Below are 18,868 nucleotides of genomic sequence, written 5' to 3' on the forward strand. Positions count from 1 at the left end.
TGATTGCGAGACAAATGCGGGCAATAGCGCTGTCCGATTTTAAGAACAAGACCTCATGATCTATGATGTTTTCAATTTTCTTTGCCAAATCATCCGGGGAATACTGATTCTTTTGTTTGTGTCGCCATCCCATTCAACAAACAAGCCATGAGATTGCAATGTTTTTTTGATGATTTCAGCGACCTCCAACTTCCCCTCTTCGGTGTCACGCATGTCGCCAAAGGCAAGAAATATGCCCTGCCCAGCAACCGCCCTCTCTACATCTTGCCCATGATAAAAACAATATCCACGGTAGGTTCCCGGTGGCATTTTTGAGTGAACTTCACTGACGTCTTCATGGCCATCACTCGTCGTATATCCAGCGTTGTGGATGGCGATGATCCATTTTGAATTCAACTCATCAAAGGCAGTATCAAGCCTGTCGCAATCCGTTGTATCGGGCCATTTTCGCTCCTGCTTTCTCTTCTCGGAAAATTCCCGGTTAATCAATGCCCGCATATCTATTTCATCGACATCATCTTCCAGTATATCGTCAAGCAGTTCGTTAACGCGGTTGGCATCATAAAACCCCGACCAAACCCATGCATGGATAGCCTTTGTAATATAGCGCTCATTGTCGTTCTGGTTCATATTGTCCATTTCTGACATTTCCGGCAAGAGTTCATCTTCAGCTTGTATCTCGGCTGAAGGCTCGGGTGTGGGCATATTCAGTCGAAAGATTTCACCGTTGAGACTATAGTCACCAAGCGTAAAGAGCCGGGTGAGAATCAGATCGACTACATTGGCAAGCTCGGCAGGTGCGACTGAAACAAACGACCACGTAGCATATTTCATTGGTTCCCAGGAGATCAAATTTGCCTTCGGTAACAATTGAATGATGTCATGCAGCTCTTGTTCTGGCGAATGACTCAGGGGGTAAGCGACGTTTAACTCTGTAGGAGTGACTTGCGCCCACACATCACTCGCTCCTGCAAGCTCGAAAGATGCACACAGAACAGCACTGTTCTTTGAAGTCACCTGGGCATGATTAAAGACCTCGCGGACGAGAGGAATAATTTCAGCGATTTGATCTGCACTCATGGATAGTTCACAGTTGGAAATGGCAGGTAAGGATAGTATGTGGCTTAGTAAGTTAAATTATAACTTGAGTCCTGGCCATACATCGCGACAGGCATGCAGGCACCTCATGCGGCGCATTACAATGCGCCCTGCCTCACGCTCATATCGTGATCTGCCTATGATCCCGCACCGGGGGAAACAAGATACTTACACGCCATAATCCCCGCTTTAGCCCCTGAAACACCGGCAAAATCACAATAAACCGCTGCCACCGCCGTTATTCTATGATTAATCTCCAAAATTGATTACACTCATATACTAGTGAACTGTAATAATGAAATGGGAGTGAAGGACATGTTTCCGGCGCATCAGGGCAAGGCGCAAAACACAGCGATAGTGGGGCTATCTCGAGTATTTGCAACGCCGCCATGATCGTCGCAAACATGGCAGGCACTCCCATTTCATTGTTACAGTTCACTATTATTTTTGCCTTATTTCCTTGATTTCTACCTGACCCTGCACCATAACGTGAAGCCCGCCATCAAGCCTGCCCATCATTTTATCGTCTGCCATGAATGCGACCTGGTCTGTGCGGATGTGCCGGTCGCCACGGGTGAGGCGGCGAGTTGCCCGCGTTGCCGGGCTATCTTGTACCGCAATGGCACTGCCAGCGTCGACGTGGCGCTGGCGCTGGCGATCACTTCGGTGATCCTGCTATTGCTGCTCAACTGCTTCCCGCTGCTGTCGCTGAAGGTGCAGCAGGTCACGCGCGACACCACGCTTTTTCATGCGGCGCTGGCGATGTGGGATGATGGCATGCACATCCTCTCGTTGCTGGTGATTATCACCACCATGCTGGCACCGACCCTGCAAATCTCGGTGGCGGTGTATCTTTTGTATGTGATCCGTTTTGGTGATGCCGGGCTGGCGCTGGGTGCGCCCCTGCGTGCGCTGCAAACCCTGCGGCCCTGGAGCATGGTCGAGATTTTCATGCTGGGCTTGCTGGTGTCGCTGGTCAAGCTGCAACACATGGCCGACATCGTCATTGGCCCGGCCCTGTGGTCTTGCGCCTCGCTGATCTTTTTTACGGCTGCGCTGACCTCGGTGCTGACGCCGCGCAATATCTGGCTGTGGGCAAACGCCGCCAAAGCCAGCAAGGCAGCCACCGGGGTAAGCCATGTCTGAGCAAGAATACCGCCACATCCCCGCTACCGGGCTGGCAGGCCAGACCGGCGCCTCTGCCGGGCTGATCACCTGTGACATTTGCGAAGCCCTGTGCTGCACCCACGACGAGGCCGCCACCCACTGCCCCATCTGCGGTGCCACCCTGCATTTGCGCCATAAAGACAGCCTGACCAAATCCCTGGCTTACCTGGTTGCGGCGACAATACTCTACATCCCCGCCAACCTCTTGCCGGTCATGCAAACCAATACCATCTTTGGTACGCAGGATGACACCATCATGAGCGGGGTGCTGGTGCTGATGTATACAGGCTCATGGCCGCTGGCCTTGCTGGTATTCTTTGCCAGCATCGTCGTGCCCTTGCTGAAACTGTTTTCGATCAGCCTGCTGCTTTACACCTGCTCAAAAAAATCGACCTGGAACCCGCTGCAGCGCACCCAGTTATTCCGCATGATAGAGGCGGTGGGCCGCTGGTCCATGCTGGATGTGTATGTCGTGACAGTACTGGTGGCGCTGGTGCAGTTTAAATCCCTGGCAGCGATACACCCCGGCGGCGGTGCGCTGGCCTTTGGTGCGGTGGTGGTGCTGACGATGCTGTCGGCACAAAGCTTTGATTCACGTTTAATCTGGGTAGCAAAGACGCATGAGTGATCCAACTTCAGAACATCCTGGCCCTGAGGCAGGCAAACCCGCCAATGCTGCCAGCAGTGATGCCGCTGCCGGCACAAGCGATGCAGCAACTGATACAGCAGCCAGCACTGTAGAAACCGTCGATGCAGTCGATGCCATCGTCCCCGTCGTCAAGGTCAGGCCAAAGCGGCGTCTGCCCTCGTTTGTGTGGGCCGTGCCTGTCATTGCCGCCCTCATCGGTATCTGGCTGGTGGTGCAAAGCGTGACCAGCCAGGGGCCGGTTATCACCATCACCTTTAAATCTGCCGAAGGGCTGGAAGCAGGCAAAACCAAATTGCGCTACAAGGATGTGGATGTTGGCCATGTCAAGGCAATTGCCCTCTCGCCAGACCGCAAGCGCGTGCTGATCACGGCGCAGTTGATCAAGAGCGCATCAGACATCCTTGCCACCGATACCCGCTTCTTCATCGTCAAGCCGCGCATCTCTGGCGGCTCGGTGTCTGGCCTCTCTACGCTGTTATCCGGTAATTACATCAGCGTCGATGTCGGCACATCATCAGAGACCACCAATGAATTCACTGGTCTTGAAGAACCGCCGCTGGTCAACCGTGATTCACCAGGCCGTGAATTTGTCTTGCATGGTGCACAGACCGGCTCGGTCAATTATGGCTCACCTATCTTCTTCCGCCACATCAATGCCGGGCACGTCACCAAGTTCCAGCTTGACCGTGATGGCAAGGGCGTGACCATACGCGTCTTCATCGATGCGCCTTATGATCAATACGTGACTGAAGACACCCGCTTCTGGCATGCCAGCGGCGTGGATATGCAGCTTGATGCCAATGGCTTGCGCGTGACGACCGAATCACTGACCTCACTGATAGAAGGTGGCCTCGCCTTCCAGGAACATGATGATGCCCTGCCCGGTGGCAAACCCGCGTTTGAAGGCAGCGTCTTCCCCTTGTTTGAAGACCGCGAACATGCCATGCGCGCGCCGGATACCAAGGTGCGCAGCTTCCTCATGTATTTCCCTGAAAGCCTGCGTGGTTTGTCCAAAGGTGCGCCTGTCGATTTGCGCGGCATCGTCATCGGCGAAGTCAAATCCCTGAATGTGGAATTTGCCGAGAATGGCCGTCTGCCGCGCTTCCCGGTTGAAATCAGCCTCTACCCAGACCGCCTGAAGGCCAGGGTCAGGACAGGCACCCGCCTGCCGGATGATGATACCGAAGCCAAAGAAAGATCGCTGCTCGACCACCTCATCACCCGCGGCCTGCGCGGCCAGCTACGCAGTGGCAACCTGCTGACCGGCCAATTGTATATCGCCCTCGATTTCTTCCCGGATGCACCGCAGGCAAAAATGGACTGGCGCACCGACTACCCCGTGCTGCCCACCGTCGGTGGTGGCCTGGCCGAAATCCAGGAAACCGTAGGCCGCATCGCCAAAAAAATCGACAAGCTGCCTTTCGATAAAATCTCTGGCGAGCTCGTGCAGGCACTCAGCAAACTCAACACCACCCTCGCCAGCACAGAAAAACTCGTGCACCGCCTTGATGTAGAAGTCACACCCGAGCTGACCTCTACCCTCAAAGAAGCACGCAGCACCCTGAACAGCGCCAACGCCCTGCTGGCAGAAGACGCACCGCTGCAACAAGACATGCGCGAATCACTGAAGCAAGTCGCCAAGTCCGCCCGCGCTGTCGCCAACCTGGCCGACATGCTGGAGCGCCATCCAGATGCCCTGGTGTTTGGCAAACAAAAGGTAAAACCATGATGCGAAGCACACACGTCCTGACGATTTCCCTGGCAGGTATTTTGCTGGCCGCCTGCGCCACGCCCCCCGTAGAACACCTTTACCGCCTCGACTACCCGCTCGCCAGCAGCAGCCAGGCAGAGGCACAATATGAACTCGTCGTCGCCACCATCAAACTGCCAGAGGCAGTCAACCGCCAGCAACTCGTCATCCAAAAATCTGCCACAGAATCCATCGTCAGCGACGAACAACGCTGGCTGGCCCCGCTAGACGAACAACTGACCAACGCCCTCACCGCCCACCTGCGCAAAAACCTGCCCGACGCCTGGCTCTCTACCGACACCAGCATCAGCACCACCAGCAGCCTGCCGCGTTACCACGTCAAAGTACAAATCAACCAACTGCTCATCAACAGCGGCGAACAACTGACACTCGAAGCCAGTTGGGCCGTACTCGACAGCAGCCGCAAACTCAAAAAACGCGAACACCAGGTATTCACCGTGCGTCTGAACGGCACCGCCTATGAAGCCGTGGCACCCGCCATGTCAGAAGCGGCGCGACAGTTGGCCGAGCAAGTTGGAGCGAGTGTGGCGGAGGCGCGCAAGTAAAGCAAATCTGTCCCCACGTAGGTACGATTAGAGCAGCGTAATCGTACGCATGCGATGCTCGATATAGCTAAAGACCTCAAAAAATCCTGTGATCGCTGTCGATCTTTCTTTGCACAACTGTGATGTATACTTGATTCGTCACCAAAAAACAGCCCTGATTTTGAAGTAACCTGCAAAATTACTGCTGTCCATGCGTACGATTACGCTGCGCTAATCGTACCTACGCGGGCTGCACCAAAAACTAAGGAATATGATCTCGAACCAACTCCTGCCATGACAAACACCAGAACTTTATCCGGCAAGGACATACACAACCTTGTCTTGATTGAACAGGCCACCATAGATAGCGAACACCTTGAAGGTGATACTCTGAGGGCGCGCCTGGATTTGATCGGCAACATCATGCAAGAGAATGTCGTGCGCTTGCAGCTGGATGAAGAGATCAACCACTTGCTCACGTTTGCCCGCTGCACCGGTTGCGAAACCTTGTCTCAGGCAGTCAAAGAAAAACATTACCCCTCGGGCTGCTGGGGAGCAGAACCCCGTCGCCATTATCAGCCAAATTTTCTGTTAAAGATTGAAGGCAAGAGCCGTCCATCCAGTATCGTCTATTCATTAGAAAAGCAAAAAATTGGCATGGCGATGATTATTTTAGCCCACATGAAGTGGGACCCGAGATATGCCAAGGGTGCAAAAAAAATGCTGCACTATATTGATGAAAATAATTTGTGGACAGTGGCTGACGGCGAATATCTCTTTGCCTAGCAAGCCCCTGTAGGTACGAATAGCGCAGCGTAATCGTACCTACAGGAGCTGCGCGGCCGTAGTAAAATCGCTTATCGCACGAATACGCCAAGCTCTCCTTTATTCAAACTGATCAACAATGAGCCACAACCAAGACCAGGTACACGCCATCTGGGCCGCATGGCTACAGCGCGACTATACTGAATTAAAAAATGCTGTCAGGCTGGCGGTGACGCAAGACCTGAGCAATATGCTGGTGCCTCCACCTGGTGAAGACTTTTATGGTTACAGTCTGTATACCTGCAATGGCTTGCTGCATATATACGCAGTCTTGAATACCATGCCAGAGCGGCAGGACCGCCTTGACCGGGAGCAGGACCAGTATGCCCATAATTGCGCCGATGAATGGCAACATTATCGTCAGGATGGATATTTTGATTCCGTCAACGAGTGCCTCACGGCCCTGCGCGAAGAATTTGAAAGCCTTAACGACGCCTTTGAAGACCTGGAATGGGATGGCCTCACCACTTTGGACGATGACGTCGATAATTATTGGGAACGCCATGTGGAGCGCATGTTTGCAGCTATATTGGAAGCGCTGGTCGAGCTACAAAAAGCCGGCCAATTTTCTGACCTGGAGCAAGCAGCGTCACCCTTGCTAATGATCTGGTTTTCTGACGCCTCGGTGTGGGAGATGGAGATGATCAAAGAATCAGTACGGCGCTTGAATTCTGAGTCTGTGTATAAAGAGTTTTGTGCGGTGTTTAATGATTATGGAAATCAATGAAACTAAACCTGCATCAATACCTCGCCCTCAAGCTCTGCAAACCTTGGCATAGAACGCGAGGCCCGTAGGTACGATTAGCGCAGCGTAATCGTACGCATGCTGTGCCTGAAATAGCTATAAACTTCAAGAAAATCTCATGATAGCCGTCCATCCTTCTTTGCACGAGCGTTATGTATACTTGATTCAACACCAAAAAGCAGCCATGCTTTTGAAGCAGCCTGGAAAATTACGGCTGACCATGCGTACGATTACGCTGCGCTTGTATGGTTATAAGTGACGATTTCTGGGAAACTAGAAAGCGTCGGGGTGGAGGGACAACGCTGCGCATCTGCAGTTTTCGCTGACAGACCCGATTAGAACTCTCCCACCCCACCTCTTCAACGTCGATGAGGAATCCAGCGGTCAATAGGCCTGCCAACCAATACCGCCGATATGTGCAAGCTAACGTGAAGAAGTGGCCACCCCAACATTCTCACTTTAACGATAAGGAGGCAATCATGCAATCCCCGTTATGCATAGGTGTTGATGTGGCGAAATCTGAGGTCGTTATCGCCTGCTCTGAAAGCAGTTTCCCAGTGCGTGCTGTTCCTAATGAATTAGCTGCTTTAAAGAAATTCCTGAAACAACTGCCACCTGGCTCGTCTATTGCGATGGAAGCAACTGGCACCTATCACCAGATGCTGGCCGACCTGGCTTTCCAGATGGGCCTGCATGTTTATGTGCTCAATCCTAAAGATACCCGTCATTATGCGAAAGGGGTTGGGGCGCGAGCCAAGACTGACAACGTCGATGCCATGCTCATTGCACGTTATCTGGCCCATGAAATCAAGGAACTGCGTCGCTATGAACCAGCTACGCCGGAGCAACGCACGATGGATGAACTGCTTAAACGCCGGGCTAAAATTGTTTCTCTAAAGACGGCTTTGCGTCTGACCTGTGATGGAGCACCATCACTGAAAGTGAAGTCAGCCAGGCTTTTAGACAGCTTCACAGAATTACTCAAGCAAATCGATCAGGACATTGCCAGATTGAATAAGGATATTCCCAAGCGTGATGAACAAGTCTGCCGCTTGCAATCCATTGCAGGAGTCGGACTATTAACGAGTTCCTGGCTGGCCAATCTGTTTGACCGCGTTCGCTTCACAAACAGTGATGCTGTCGTTGCATTTGTCGGTATGGACCCACGTCCGTGTGACTCTGGCCAAAAGCGTGGACGCAGGAGGTTGTCCAAGCGAGGCCCTGCTGAAGGGCGCCGCTTGCTATTTAACGCTGGTATGGCGGCAGCAAAATCAAAGGTATGGGCACCTGTGTACCAACATTACCGTCAGCTTGGCTGGCCATCAACGGCCACCATTATGATCATCGCACGTAAAATACTGCGGATTGCTTTTAGCTTGATCAAGAACGGCGTTGATTTTAATTCTGATCTCATCTCGATAAAAACTTGACGGGAACCATAGAATCTAATCGTACCTACACGAGCTGTGTTAATCTTATTCGTATAAGCCAAATTTTAATGGCAGGAGAATGTTGTGAGCCCTGTATCTGTATGTTTTAAGCTAGGCATCGCCTCTGTTTTGATACCGGCTGCCGCTTTCCTCATCAGTATTGCGATCCATGCCGTGATTCCTGGCTGCTTTTGCGATGAAGGGGCCGGATGTCATGGCTGCGGATTGAATGGACTGATGGACCTCGCCATGTTTGGTGGCCTTGTCGGTGCAATTGTTGGGCTCGTCATTGTTCTTCCTGCGTTTGTCGTGCTGGGAATGATCTTTGCGATGATTAGCAATAAGTCATAAATAACCCACGTAGGTACGATTAGCGCAGCGTAATCGAACGCATGATCCCCCGCAAAATCACCTGAGCCCATCAAAAAATACCATGCCCAATTACCGTCGCGCATTCGTCCCGGGAGCTACATGGTTTTTCACCGTCAATCTGCTGCAAAGACACAACAATGACCTTCTGGTACGCGAAATTGGACTCTTGCGGCAGGTGATCAAAGATGTGCGTAGTAAATATCCCTTTCATATCGATGCCTGGGTAGTTTTGCCAGAGCATATGCATTGCATCTTCACCCTGCCTGAAGGTGACAGCAATTTCAGCCTGCGCTGGCGGCTCATCAAGAGTGGTTTTTCACGCGCCCTGCCAAAAACAGAATCCCTCTCCGCTGCACGGCTGGCAGCAGGTGAGCGCGGTATCTGGCAACGCCATTATTGGGAACATCTGATACGCGACGAGCTGGACTTTCAAAGACATGTCGATTATGTACACGTCAATCCATTAAAGCATGGCCTGGTGGAGCGGGTTTGTGAATGGCCTTATTCGACTTTTCACCACTATGTGAATGACGGCGTGTATCCTGTAGATTGGTGTGGCGACGTGGCGGTGGAGATTGGTGGTGGCGATTGATATGTGTGTGCTATGTGCGATGCTTGAAATAGCTATAGACCTCAAGCAAATCCCATGATCGCTGTCTATTCTTCTTTGCACGCGTGTTTTGTATACTTGAATCATTAATCAGCATGGGAAGTAATTGCTGACCATGCTACACGAGCTGACAGATCAAAATGACATCCAATGATAAAAGCCGTCAATCAAACTGGAACAATTTCGACGCCCTTTTTGAATTACCTGAGCATGAGCGTGTAAAGGCATGGAGCCAGGAAAACCTGGAATTCCTTCAAAATTTTGTGGCCGTGGAAATGAATCACTACAGCTTGCCTGACATAGCCAATGCACAAGATTTTTCTGAGGTCATCAAAGTCTTGCGGCTTAATTATCGGCTATGGAATCAGCGGCTGATGAAATTGATGTGGATAAATGATGAGCTCCGTAGTGCAGAAGCACAAAACGACCTGGCTGAATTCATCAACACATGCCCGTGGAATATGCTGATTGAAGTCGCGCGTGATGTGCCAGGCCAGCTAAACTGAGCAAATGGCAATCTCAAAAACTGCACCGCAGCTACGATTAGATTCTATGGTTCCCGTCAAGTTTTTATCGAGATGAGATCAGAATTAAAATCAACGCCGTTCTTGATCAAGCTAAAAGCAATCCGCAGTATTTTACGTGCGATGATCATAATGGTGGCCGTTGATGGCCAGCCAAGCTGACGGTAATGTTGGTACACAGGTGCCCATACCTTTGATTTTGCTGCCGCCATACCAGCGTTAAATAGCAAGCGGCGCCCTTCAGCAGGGCCTCGCTTGGACAACCTCCTGCGTCCACGCTTTTGGCCAGAGTCACACGGACGTGGGTCCATACCGACAAATGCAACGACAGCATCACTGTTTGTGAAGCGAACGCGGTCAAACAGATTGGCCAGCCAGGAACTCGTTAATAGTCCGACTCCTGCAATGGATTGCAAGCGGCAGACTTGTTCATCACGCTTGGGAATATCCTTATTCAATCTGGCAATGTCCTGATCGATTTGCTTGAGTAATTCTGTGAAGCTGTCTAAAAGCCTGGCTGACTTCACTTTCAGTGATGGTGCTCCATCACAGGTCAGACGCAAAGCCGTCTTTAGAGAAACAATTTTAGCCCGGCGTTTAAGCAGTTCATCCATCGTGCGTTGCTCCGGCGTAGCTGGTTCATAGCGACGCAGTTCCTTGATTTCATGGGCCAGATAACGTGCAATGAGCATGGCATCGACGTTGTCAGTCTTGGCTCGCGCCCCAACCCCTTTCGCATAATGACGGGTATCTTTAGGATTGAGCACATAAACATGCAGGCCCATCTGGAAAGCCAGGTCGGCCAGCATCTGGTGATAGGTGCCAGTTGCTTCCATCGCAATAGACGAGCCAGGTGGCAGTTGTTTCAGGAATTTCTTTAAAGCAGCTAATTCATTAGGAACAGCACGCACTGGGAAACTGCTTTCAGAGCAGGCGATAACGACCTCAGATTTCGCCACATCAACACCTATGCATAACGGGGATTGCATGATTGCCTCCTTATCGTTAAAGTGAGAATGTTGGGGTGGCCACTTCTTCACGTTAGCTTGCACATATCGGCGGTATTGGTTGGCAGGCCTATTGACCGCTGGATTCCTCATCGACGTTGAAGAGGTGGGGTGGGAGAGTTCTAATCGGGTCTGTCAGCGAAAACTGCAGATGCGCAGCGTTGTCCCTCCACCCCGACGCTTTCTAGTTTCCCAGAAATCGTCACTTATAACCATACAAGCGCAGCGTAATCGTACGCATGCGGTGCCGGAAATAACGAAAACCCCCAAGCAAATTCCATGATCGCAGTGTGTCATGCTTTGCGCATAAGTGTGATGTATACTTGATTCAACATCATAAAGCAGCCGTGATTTTGAAGCAGCCTGGAAAATTACAGCTGGCCATGCGTACGATTACGCTGCGCTAATCGTACCTACACGAGCTGACCTTCACCACATCAGCCATACCGAATCGCAGTAAAAAATAACTCAGTATAGAAATTAAGAAGTAATGATCAGTTCAAACCAGACACCTCCAGGCAAGCTCAAGACCTTACGCATTTTAAAAGCCCTGATTGCAGCAGGACTATATGCCGCCATTTTTCTTCCTGTCTTCTTTTTCTCAGTACTCTGCATCATTTTAACGGTTGGCAGCGGCAACGATTTCACCAACACACTTGTCAATTTGTCGGGTGAAATCATAAAAATCCCTGTAAGAATGCTGAATATGGACGACGGAGGTAGTATATTCCCGGCTAGTTTTTTTTGGTCGCTGGTATTGTATGCAGTTGTATTTCTACGAGTTTTTTTCTTCTCCCGGATAGCACCGATGGACGAGGATGAAGCCGCAAAGAAATACGATGAAACGAAAACCCCTGCTCTTCTATCTTTGCTGTTCCTGTTAATGTCTTTGGCAGTTTTAGTAAAATGGAAATAGTCGGCGTAAATACGATTACATATTGAATTGCTGCTGACTATGCGTACGATTACTCTGTGCTAATCGTACCCACAGATACTCAAAAAAACGAAAGAAATAATCGATGTACGCATTCAAATTCACCGCCAAAGACAGTCAAGGCCGCGTCGTCACAGATCGGGTAGAGGCCAGCTCCATTGAAGATGCCTACGACAAGCTGGAGAAGCAGGCTTATCGTGATATACGGGTCATAGACAGCAAAGAAACCGCTATCAATCTTGACAATGCTGATTCAAGGCTGCAACTGAGATTGAGTGCAGACCATGCGCTGCAGTTGCAAAAGCAATCGAGCTTGCTGGTCAGGCTTGGCATGTTGTATGCCAACAATGCAGGCATCTGGGGCCCTTTATTGGTGTGGTGGGCAATCGCAACGGCGGTGAGTGGCAGCCACAGTGTCGCGGCGCTGATACCGGTGCTGTTGTTCGTCGTCCATCTGATCTGGTTTCTGTGGGCGACGACACCCCTGGTTTTATATAATCGCGCCCTCGAAGCTGGCCATTGGCGACGCTGGGCCGAGGTCGAGCGCACCATGCATTTAATAGCACGCTGGAAGTCTTGGTTCAAGACGCCGCTTCCTGAACATGAAATCATTATTCGCCTGGCTATTGCAGAGGCAGGGCAGGGTCGCCTGGAAGCAGCGCTGGCGCGGGCTGCGGTAGTCAAGAGTGACGATACTCTGGCCCCCGGTTTTTATGAAGGGCGACTCGCCTCTATCTATTTTGCGGCGGGAAAATTCCAGGAAGTGGCCATCACCCAACAGGCTGCGCGCAAAATCAATCCCAGTGCAGCCAATACCGTCGATCTCGCCACCACGCTGGTACGCAGGCTGGACAATACCAAAGGCGCGGCCTTGCTGATGGCAGAGATAGAAGACGCCAAACTGTCGGATTTGCAGCGCGTCATCGTGCTGTATTGTCAGGGCTTGATACGGCTCAAGAATGACGAGGCCAAAGAGGCACTGGATTTACTCACACTCTCGCTGGAGCTGAGCAAAGACTTTGGCTCACCGAGCATGAAATATTTTGTGGTTGAAATCCAGGTCCATCTCGCCCTGGCCTTGTGCGCCTGCCAGCGTCACCAGGAAGCCGCACCGCTTTTCTCGGCGGCACGCCCGTTCATAGAAATATGGAAGGATACAGACTTGCTGCAGTTATGTGATCAGGCACAAGCTGGTGGGAAAATGAATAACTGATTGTGCAACCCACATGCGTACGATTACGCTGCGCTAATCGTACCTACTTGCTGTGGTAACCTGGTTTTCAAATCAAATGATATCGCCATGACATTCACATATAAAGATATTACGCCTGAAAAGCGGACAGAATACAGAAAGCAGGTATGCGGACCCATATTTGTGTTTCAAACTTCCTATGCTGAAGATGAGGATAGAGGCATCGTTTTTTTGAGTCTCGGCGGTCAGGGTAATCAGCCACCAGAAAGAGGAGAAGGGCCAAGTTATTACAACTTGATATGGAAGGGATGTGCAATAGCTTTTGAAGCCTACCATGCCATTAAACGTTCTGATGACGGGGGAAGTTTTTTTGAGTTCACCATTACAAAGGTGCAGGTACCAACAAAATCGACGAAAACTTTGAATGACATCAAAGATGCGATTATTGCAGGCGCCCAATGCTATTGGAGTGGCATTTGGGAAGAAACACTGTTGTTGAATGTCAGTTTTTCAGGTATTGAATTTTACTAAGCTAGCAAATTTATTCCATTTCCCTCAACCCGCGTAGGTACGATTAGCGCAGCGTAATCGTACGTATGATGCCTATAAAATTACAAAAGCGCACAAAAGACCTTGCCTTGATCTGGCGCTGGAGCAAAAAATGTTACTCCGCAATTTCTCAGGAAGACCAGCTTTGGGTATCACAGAATTTTACTGACATGCGTACGATTACGCTGCGCTTGTATGGTTATAAGTGACGATTTCTGGGAAACTAGAAAGCGTCGGGGTGGAGGGACAACGCTGCGCATCTGCAGTTTTCGCTGACAGACCCGATTAGAACTCTCCCACCCCACCTCTTCAACGTCGATGAGGAATCCAGCGGTCAATAGGCCTGCCAACCAATACCGCCGATATGTGCAAGCTAACGTGAAGAAGTGGCCACCCCAACATTCTCACTTTAACGATAAGGAGGCAATCATGCAATCCCCGTTATGCATAGGTGTTGATGTGGCGAAATCTGAGGTCGTTATCGCCTGCTCTGAAAGCAGTTTCCCAGTGCGTGCTGTTCCTAATGAATTAGCTGCTTTAAAGAAATTCCTGAAACAACTGCCACCTGGCTCGTCTATTGCGATGGAAGCAACTGGCACCTATCACCAGATGCTGGCCGACCTGGCTTTCCAGATGGGCCTGCATGTTTATGTGCTCAATCCTAAAGATACCCGTCATTATGCGAAAGGGGTTGGGGCGCGAGCCAAGACTGACAACGTCGATGCCATGCTCATTGCACGTTATCTGGCCCATGAAATCAAGGAACTGCGTCGCTATGAACCAGCTACGCCGGAGCAACGCACGATGGATGAACTGCTTAAACGCCGGGCTAAAATTGTTTCTCTAAAGACGGCTTTGCGTCTGACCTGTGATGGAGCACCATCACTGAAAGTGAAGTCAGCCAGGCTTTTAGACAGCTTCACAGAATTACTCAAGCAAATCGATCAGGACATTGCCAGATTGAATAAGGATATTCCCAAGCGTGATGAACAAGTCTGCCGCTTGCAATCCATTGCAGGAGTCGGACTATTAACGAGTTCCTGGCTGGCCAATCTGTTTGACCGCGTTCGCTTCACAAACAGTGATGCTGTCGTTGCATTTGTCGGTATGGACCCACGTCCGTGTGACTCTGGCCAAAAGCGTGGACGCAGGAGGTTGTCCAAGCGAGGCCCTGCTGAAGGGCGCCGCTTGCTATTTAACGCTGGTATGGCGGCAGCAAAATCAAAGGTATGGGCACCTGTGTACCAACATTACCGTCAGCTTGGCTGGCCATCAACGGCCACCATTATGATCATCGCACGTAAAATACTGCGGATTGCTTTTAGCTTGATCAAGAACGGCGTTGATTTTAATTCTGATCTCATCTCGATAAAAACTTGACGGGAACCATAGAATCTAATCGTGCCTACTTGCTGATCATTATTCTTAGCTTACATGATGTACACATACACCAAATCGAAGTTTAAAAGTAACGTGCCGGTCTTGTGTTTTCTTGCGTATGCATTTAGCGGGATGGCATGCATGATGCAACTGGACGATATGAATGAGGACTGGCCACTTGCCTTCAGCTATGCAGCTATTGCCGTGTTAGTTGTGATGGCAATATGCGGCACATATTGGCGCAAGCACATCGTGGAATTCATGCGTTACGGTTTGCTGACAACAGGCTTTCTCATGCTCCTTGTTTTTTCCTGCTTGACATTGTTAAGCACTCCCCACGTATTTTTGGTGAATGCATTGAGCGCAGATAAAACCACCGTCCTGCTAGAAGGAACTATCATTTACAAGCAAGCCTATCACGGTAAATTTCCTTCGCGCATACTCACCATTCGAGGTGAGAACAATCCAGTACCGATAGCCTTGAAAGTAACTCAGGGCGAGTATGACAAGGCCACAGTAGGTGAACATTATCAGCGATGCATGCGCATGGGTGGCCTGGGCTTGCTATTTAAATGGCGCAATGGCGAAGCACCACGATGTACCGATCAATACCAGCATGATAAAAAGGGCATATAAGAGATGAAATTGAATATGAAAAGCCAGCTTTCAGTGGCCTTGTATTGCGCCGCCTTGCCCTGGTTAATCGCCTTCGGGAACTATTTGGACGACAGGCCTGTAAAGCCCTTATTTAATACCTGTTTTAGCCTGGGCTTGTTTGTTGCCCTGTATTGGGTAGGGCCATATCTTGAAGAATTAAGAGACGGAAAAAAACAAAATGATGAAAAGTAAACAGGCATAAAACGATACGGCACTCGTCGTCGCTGCATCTTTCTTTAATCGTAAATAACGTGAATAGATAAGGGCAAATCTTCTGCGATGATTTCACCATTTTTCTGTTGTTCAGGGAAGCGGAACGCGACAGCATTACCAGGGATTTTTTCTAATGGCTTCATCAGGCTAATTGCCACCATTTCGCCTGATTCATTTTTATAAAAAAGTCGTGGTTTGGCAATACGCTCAGGGTAATGGAATTTGACAGCGATGCATTTTTTGCCTGCGGTTTTGAGTCGAATACTCAACCGCGCATCGCGCAGGTAGCTTAGCAACTGATCACATGCCTGGTGCAGGTCAGCTAGTGGATAAACGCCATTAGGATTTAGCCTGATCGATCCTGTATATTGAAAATCAAAAGTGCCAGCTTGACGATTCAACCTGAATTCGGCGTCTTCTTCATAGGCCTGCTTAATATCTGGTATGGAGGTCGTCAGACCTTCATCCAAAGGCAATTCCATCCGCGTGGTTTTACCAATCAACTCAAGGCGCAGGTCTTTTAACGAGGCCTGGCGATCTTTGGGTTTGAGATCAAAAGTCACGCGGACAAAATTTTTATCTTTCTTGTAGTCGTCGTGCCATCTCAACACCTTGTAGGCGTCCCGGTAGGACATCCATTGCGGGTCACGCATTGTGGCAATCGTGACTTGCTGGACAGGCGTATCCACTTCCTGTGCAGAGAGGTCTACGGCAATCAATAGTAAACAAAAAGCGAGGGTGCCACTTTGATTTTTATTCATGCAGGCCCGGGACGGTGGATGATCGGTGAGATTTTAAAAAGTGGACATGCGCCCATGTCAGGGCGCGCACTGACAAAAAAATCAACGAAAATCAGGAGCGGCCAGCAGGCTATTTTGCATCTTCAGCATGGCGGCAAGCGCAGCCCGGCGTGCGGCTTCTGATCCGTACAGGGCAGCAGGGGAATAAGCTGCTTCTTTTTCTTGGTCAAATTTGCCTTCACCCACAACCTCCCTCAGCAACACCTTACCGCTTGATACATCGACCAGCTTAAATTGCAATGTCAAAGTAAAACTCGTAGGTGCCCATGAAGCCCTATTTTGCGATGAAGAACTTGTGCTAATAGTCGGTGTCACCAGGTAATGAATATCGCGCTTCTTCAGGTCGGCAAGGTCAGGCGGATCTGTCAGGCGTATTGCGCTGACGAAGGTATTCTTCAACAATTTATAGAGCCCGAGCTCCATGTCGCGGTAAGGCATATAGGACGCACTGTCACCACCTCCCGCTGGTGTCGTCACCTTTACATTGCGCAGCTCATCAGGCAGATAAAACGCAACTCGCCTTGACAACGGTTCGATGGAGGCGGGCAAGCTAACGTTTCGCAGTTCAGGCTGGATGGTAATGGTATGAGCGCAACCACCAAGCAGCGCCAGCAAAAGTATGAGGAATGAAGTCTTTAACATAGCGTACCGATCAAGTTTTAATATACCGAGCCTGGTTGTGCATCCAGCAGGTCCATCGTGAAATTGGGATAACTTACTTCAAGCAGCAGCGAGAGGTCTTTCGCAGTAATGCGTTGCGATTCAACCCTGAATTGCGTTCTAAAGCCACTAGGGGTGGTCATACCTGAAAATTTGCCCAGATACCTCACTCGTCCTGGGGTCACGGTAAATTCAAGGCCCCGCTCATTTTCAGGTAAAGTTTTCTTGGCAACTTTTTCTTTCGTTAAATAGTCATAGATTAACCAGCTGGACACACGATACCGGCCAGGTGGAAGCTGGATCATTGTCACCCTGTCGAGTTGCGCTACCCTTGTCATTGTCTTGTAAACAGCCGGGTCAATAAATGGCAAAACAAATTCTTCGCCGCCATTAACATTGGTAACACCCAGGGCATAGCTTCCCCCGCCCGAAAAGACGAATGCACCCGCGACATAACCAACATCTGATTTTGGTTTGTCGGCAACTTGAAGTACCGGTTCCAGTGTGACACAGCCAGATAAGACCAGCACAATCACGGCGAGCAGGTATTTTCTTGCGGTAGAAAGTAAAAAAGAAGAAGTTGTAATGTGCATGAAGCTTATCCGTCTCAAGAGGTGCGTAATGACTGCAAAATATAAAGCAGCGATTATAGCAAGACCACATTCCACAAAAAATGAATTTTCCGGCACATAAAGGCACTTTGCAGGTGTTTTGCAGGCAAGATGCAGACATTGGCACACAGTGAGACCTGCTGCGCCAATTGTCATGATGCCTGTTTTTTTGACTCATTGGGCAACAAGACTTACGCGATTATTGGATCGATGGCATTGAGCCCGCGTCGCAAGCCAATCGAAACTGCCATGACGCCAGGATGCTCTGTGCAAGGGAAAATTTCTGCCCTTGCCCCTTCGGCGCATTAGATTGCGCCCTACGATACGGAGTAAAATGACATCGCGGCTTTTTTGCTATTTCGCACAAACCCGGCATGCCGGAGCCTGACCTGGCATCCAGCATCATCGATGCATAGGTAAGCACCGGCTTTGAAACAGATTGCGATAAAATAGCGGCAGTTTCCAATCAATTACTCTTGCGAACCCGATGATATCCAAGCTTGCACGCCTGATTAACAACACGAAGGAGCTTCCGCTCGTGATACGCATCTTGTGTCATGGATGGATGCTTGTGTGTCCGCTGATGCTGCTGTTATTGCTGCAGCCCCTGTTTAACTGGGAAGTGAATGGCCAGGAAATGACTTACCTTGAGCTCTGGACTACCGGTACAGGTGTTGAGCTTGCAGTTTTTTTAGCGATGATGGCGGCGGGTTCATGGGGTATGGCAGCACGCAAACCCTGGGCGCGCTGGGTATTGGTATTCATGCAGCCAGCATTGTTGCTGATGCTGGCCTTATATCCATCGACATGGATGGCGCAAGAAGGTCTGAATATCGCTGATCTGGCCCTACAAACACTGATCGTGTCACTCTGCGTTTATGCCTGCCTGTTTCATCTCCCTGGCATGCGCCGTTATTACCAGGCGGCTGAACCTGCAATGGCTCGCAGACAATTGTAGGTATGATTAGCGAAGCGTAATCGTACGCATGATGCGCGAAAAATTACTCGCCGTCGCAAGAAAATCTGAGCATCGCAAAATACCTGCTTCAACAACATTGCAGTCTTTGCTGAAAACACTATATTGAAGTCGTGATGACATTCGTTCTCCATAGACATTGACGACCAACATGCGTACGATTACGCTGCGCTA

At 50.1% G+C, this 18,868-nt stretch carries 22 protein-coding genes; 17 read left to right on the forward strand and 5 right to left on the reverse strand.

What is annotated here, in order from left to right; all coding sequences use genetic code 11:
• Positions 1 to 60: 60 nt before the first annotated feature.
• Complete coding sequence (locus tag UNDYM_RS20835) at positions 61 to 1,080, reverse strand: hypothetical protein (protein ID WP_162042777.1); 1,020 nt, start codon at positions 1,078 to 1,080, stop codon at positions 61 to 63.
• Between the two features lie 465 nt (positions 1,081 to 1,545).
• Here UNDYM_RS20835 and UNDYM_RS20840 point away from each other — a divergent pair, with 465 nt between their 5' ends.
• The 10 genes from UNDYM_RS20840 (at position 1,546) to UNDYM_RS20885 (ending at position 9,697) form a co-directional block, all read left to right on the forward strand.
• Positions 1,546 to 2,244: a paraquat-inducible protein A gene (locus UNDYM_RS20840; protein WP_162042778.1), complete on the forward strand. Its 699-nt coding sequence runs from the start codon at positions 1,546 to 1,548 to the stop codon at positions 2,242 to 2,244.
• On the forward strand, positions 2,237 to 2,893 hold the full coding sequence (locus tag UNDYM_RS20845; RefSeq protein WP_162042779.1) for a paraquat-inducible protein A: 657 nt from the start codon (positions 2,237 to 2,239) through the stop codon (positions 2,891 to 2,893). Before UNDYM_RS20840 ends, UNDYM_RS20845 begins: the two co-directional genes overlap by 8 nt.
• The gene (locus UNDYM_RS20850; protein ID WP_162042780.1) at positions 2,886 to 4,643 is read left to right on the forward strand and encodes an intermembrane transport protein PqiB; all 1,758 of its coding nucleotides are present in this window, start codon (positions 2,886 to 2,888) and stop codon (positions 4,641 to 4,643) included. The genes UNDYM_RS20845 and UNDYM_RS20850 overlap by 8 nt, the downstream gene beginning before the upstream one ends.
• Complete coding sequence (locus tag UNDYM_RS20855; protein ID WP_162042781.1) at positions 4,640 to 5,230, forward strand: membrane integrity-associated transporter subunit PqiC; 591 nt, start codon at positions 4,640 to 4,642, stop codon at positions 5,228 to 5,230. Before UNDYM_RS20850 ends, UNDYM_RS20855 begins: the two co-directional genes overlap by 4 nt.
• A 273-nt stretch (positions 5,231 to 5,503) precedes the next feature.
• On the forward strand, positions 5,504 to 5,995 hold the full coding sequence (locus UNDYM_RS20860; RefSeq protein WP_162042782.1) for a hypothetical protein: 492 nt from the start codon (positions 5,504 to 5,506) through the stop codon (positions 5,993 to 5,995).
• Between the two features lie 118 nt (positions 5,996 to 6,113).
• On the forward strand, positions 6,114 to 6,761 hold the full coding sequence (locus tag UNDYM_RS20865) for a DUF4303 domain-containing protein (RefSeq protein WP_162042783.1): 648 nt from the start codon (positions 6,114 to 6,116) through the stop codon (positions 6,759 to 6,761).
• 497 nt (positions 6,762 to 7,258) lie between these two features.
• Entirely contained in the window at positions 7,259 to 8,209 is a 951-nt protein-coding gene (locus tag UNDYM_RS20870) for an IS110 family transposase (protein WP_162042713.1), read from the forward strand.
• Between the two features lie 84 nt (positions 8,210 to 8,293).
• Positions 8,294 to 8,560: a hypothetical protein gene (locus tag UNDYM_RS20875; RefSeq protein ID WP_162042784.1), complete on the forward strand. Its 267-nt coding sequence runs from the start codon at positions 8,294 to 8,296 to the stop codon at positions 8,558 to 8,560.
• 82 nt (positions 8,561 to 8,642) lie between these two features.
• Positions 8,643 to 9,173 (forward strand): transposase, encoded by a 531-nt coding sequence (locus UNDYM_RS20880; RefSeq protein ID WP_162042785.1) that lies wholly within the window; start codon positions 8,643 to 8,645, stop codon positions 9,171 to 9,173.
• Positions 9,174 to 9,331: 158 nt separating this feature from the next.
• Complete coding sequence (locus tag UNDYM_RS20885; RefSeq protein WP_162042786.1) at positions 9,332 to 9,697, forward strand: hypothetical protein; 366 nt, start codon at positions 9,332 to 9,334, stop codon at positions 9,695 to 9,697.
• 56 nt (positions 9,698 to 9,753) lie between these two features.
• On the opposite strand, the gene UNDYM_RS20890 is transcribed toward UNDYM_RS20885, so the two are convergent.
• Positions 9,754 to 10,704, reverse strand: a complete 951-nt coding sequence (locus UNDYM_RS20890) for an IS110 family transposase (RefSeq protein WP_162042713.1) — start codon at positions 10,702 to 10,704, stop codon at positions 9,754 to 9,756.
• A 508-nt stretch (positions 10,705 to 11,212) separates the two neighbouring features.
• Here UNDYM_RS20890 and UNDYM_RS20895 point away from each other — a divergent pair.
• From UNDYM_RS20895 to UNDYM_RS20920, 6 genes are all read left to right on the forward strand, one after another.
• Positions 11,213 to 11,638 carry a hypothetical protein gene (locus UNDYM_RS20895; protein ID WP_162042787.1) on the forward strand — a complete coding sequence of 142 codons (426 nt, stop codon included), beginning with the start codon at positions 11,213 to 11,215 and terminating at the stop codon, positions 11,636 to 11,638.
• Positions 11,639 to 11,741: 103 nt separating this feature from the next.
• Positions 11,742 to 12,869, forward strand: coding sequence for a hypothetical protein (locus tag UNDYM_RS20900; RefSeq protein ID WP_162042788.1), 1,128 nt, complete (start codon positions 11,742 to 11,744; stop codon positions 12,867 to 12,869).
• 87 nt (positions 12,870 to 12,956) lie between these two features.
• Positions 12,957 to 13,379 (forward strand): hypothetical protein, encoded by a 423-nt coding sequence (locus tag UNDYM_RS20905; RefSeq protein WP_162042789.1) that lies wholly within the window; start codon positions 12,957 to 12,959, stop codon positions 13,377 to 13,379.
• Positions 13,380 to 13,826: 447 nt separating this feature from the next.
• Positions 13,827 to 14,777: an IS110 family transposase gene (locus UNDYM_RS20910; RefSeq protein ID WP_162042713.1), complete on the forward strand. Its 951-nt coding sequence runs from the start codon at positions 13,827 to 13,829 to the stop codon at positions 14,775 to 14,777.
• Positions 14,778 to 14,918: 141 nt separating this feature from the next.
• The gene (locus tag UNDYM_RS20915) at positions 14,919 to 15,413 is read left to right on the forward strand and encodes a hypothetical protein (protein ID WP_162042790.1); all 495 of its coding nucleotides are present in this window, start codon (positions 14,919 to 14,921) and stop codon (positions 15,411 to 15,413) included.
• 3 nt (positions 15,414 to 15,416) lie between these two features.
• Positions 15,417 to 15,626: a hypothetical protein gene (locus tag UNDYM_RS20920; protein ID WP_162042791.1), complete on the forward strand. Its 210-nt coding sequence runs from the start codon at positions 15,417 to 15,419 to the stop codon at positions 15,624 to 15,626.
• A gap of 44 nt (positions 15,627 to 15,670) precedes the next feature.
• Here the strand turns inward: UNDYM_RS20920 and UNDYM_RS20925 are convergent, their stop codons facing one another.
• The 3 genes from UNDYM_RS20925 to UNDYM_RS20935 all read right to left on the reverse strand — a co-directional run bounded on the left by UNDYM_RS20925 (position 15,671) and on the right by UNDYM_RS20935 (position 17,874).
• Complete coding sequence (locus UNDYM_RS20925; protein WP_162042792.1) at positions 15,671 to 16,408, reverse strand: hypothetical protein; 738 nt, start codon at positions 16,406 to 16,408, stop codon at positions 15,671 to 15,673.
• An 81-nt stretch (positions 16,409 to 16,489) separates the two neighbouring features.
• The gene (locus UNDYM_RS20930) at positions 16,490 to 17,089 is read right to left on the reverse strand and encodes a hypothetical protein (protein WP_162042793.1); all 600 of its coding nucleotides are present in this window, start codon (positions 17,087 to 17,089) and stop codon (positions 16,490 to 16,492) included.
• 17 nt (positions 17,090 to 17,106) lie between these two features.
• Positions 17,107 to 17,874: a hypothetical protein gene (locus UNDYM_RS20935; RefSeq protein ID WP_162042794.1), complete on the reverse strand. Its 768-nt coding sequence runs from the start codon at positions 17,872 to 17,874 to the stop codon at positions 17,107 to 17,109.
• A 427-nt stretch (positions 17,875 to 18,301) separates the two neighbouring features.
• Here UNDYM_RS20935 and UNDYM_RS20940 point away from each other — a divergent pair, with 427 nt between their 5' ends.
• Positions 18,302 to 18,676 carry a hypothetical protein gene (locus tag UNDYM_RS20940; protein ID WP_162042795.1) on the forward strand — a complete coding sequence of 125 codons (375 nt, stop codon included), beginning with the start codon at positions 18,302 to 18,304 and terminating at the stop codon, positions 18,674 to 18,676.
• Positions 18,677 to 18,868 lie beyond the last annotated feature (192 nt).

The sequence above is a fragment of the Undibacterium sp. YM2 genome (assembly GCF_009937975.1).
Lineage (GTDB): Bacteria > Pseudomonadota > Gammaproteobacteria > Burkholderiales > Burkholderiaceae_D > Undibacterium.

Excerpts from the sequence above, each read along its gene's own strand:
- UNDYM_RS20835 (WP_162042777.1), bottom strand. The coding sequence starts at position 1,080 with ATGAGTGCAGATCAAATCGCTGAAATTATTCCTCTCGTCCGCGAGGTC.
- UNDYM_RS20845 (WP_162042779.1), top strand. The coding sequence starts at position 2,237 with ATGTCTGAGCAAGAATACCGCCACATCCCCGCTACCGGGCTGGCAGGC.
- UNDYM_RS20850 (WP_162042780.1), top strand. The coding sequence starts at position 2,886 with ATGAGTGATCCAACTTCAGAACATCCTGGCCCTGAGGCAGGCAAACCC.
- UNDYM_RS20855 (WP_162042781.1), top strand. The coding sequence starts at position 4,640 with ATGATGCGAAGCACACACGTCCTGACGATTTCCCTGGCAGGTATTTTG.
- UNDYM_RS20860 (WP_162042782.1), top strand. The coding sequence starts at position 5,504 with ATGACAAACACCAGAACTTTATCCGGCAAGGACATACACAACCTTGTC.
- UNDYM_RS20865 (WP_162042783.1), top strand. The coding sequence starts at position 6,114 with ATGAGCCACAACCAAGACCAGGTACACGCCATCTGGGCCGCATGGCTA.
- UNDYM_RS20870 (WP_162042713.1), top strand. The coding sequence starts at position 7,259 with ATGCAATCCCCGTTATGCATAGGTGTTGATGTGGCGAAATCTGAGGTC.
- UNDYM_RS20880 (WP_162042785.1), top strand. The coding sequence starts at position 8,643 with ATGCCCAATTACCGTCGCGCATTCGTCCCGGGAGCTACATGGTTTTTC.
- UNDYM_RS20885 (WP_162042786.1), top strand. The coding sequence starts at position 9,332 with ATGACATCCAATGATAAAAGCCGTCAATCAAACTGGAACAATTTCGAC.
- UNDYM_RS20890 (WP_162042713.1), bottom strand. The coding sequence starts at position 10,704 with ATGCAATCCCCGTTATGCATAGGTGTTGATGTGGCGAAATCTGAGGTC.
- UNDYM_RS20895 (WP_162042787.1), top strand. The coding sequence starts at position 11,213 with ATGATCAGTTCAAACCAGACACCTCCAGGCAAGCTCAAGACCTTACGC.
- UNDYM_RS20900 (WP_162042788.1), top strand. The coding sequence starts at position 11,742 with ATGTACGCATTCAAATTCACCGCCAAAGACAGTCAAGGCCGCGTCGTC.
- UNDYM_RS20905 (WP_162042789.1), top strand. The coding sequence starts at position 12,957 with ATGACATTCACATATAAAGATATTACGCCTGAAAAGCGGACAGAATAC.
- UNDYM_RS20910 (WP_162042713.1), top strand. The coding sequence starts at position 13,827 with ATGCAATCCCCGTTATGCATAGGTGTTGATGTGGCGAAATCTGAGGTC.
- UNDYM_RS20915 (WP_162042790.1), top strand. The coding sequence starts at position 14,919 with ATGATGCAACTGGACGATATGAATGAGGACTGGCCACTTGCCTTCAGC.
- UNDYM_RS20920 (WP_162042791.1), top strand. The coding sequence starts at position 15,417 with ATGAAATTGAATATGAAAAGCCAGCTTTCAGTGGCCTTGTATTGCGCC.
- UNDYM_RS20925 (WP_162042792.1), bottom strand. The coding sequence starts at position 16,408 with ATGAATAAAAATCAAAGTGGCACCCTCGCTTTTTGTTTACTATTGATT.
- UNDYM_RS20930 (WP_162042793.1), bottom strand. The coding sequence starts at position 17,089 with ATGTTAAAGACTTCATTCCTCATACTTTTGCTGGCGCTGCTTGGTGGT.
- UNDYM_RS20935 (WP_162042794.1), bottom strand. The coding sequence starts at position 17,874 with ATGACAATTGGCGCAGCAGGTCTCACTGTGTGCCAATGTCTGCATCTT.
- UNDYM_RS20940 (WP_162042795.1), top strand. The coding sequence starts at position 18,302 with ATGCTGCTGTTATTGCTGCAGCCCCTGTTTAACTGGGAAGTGAATGGC.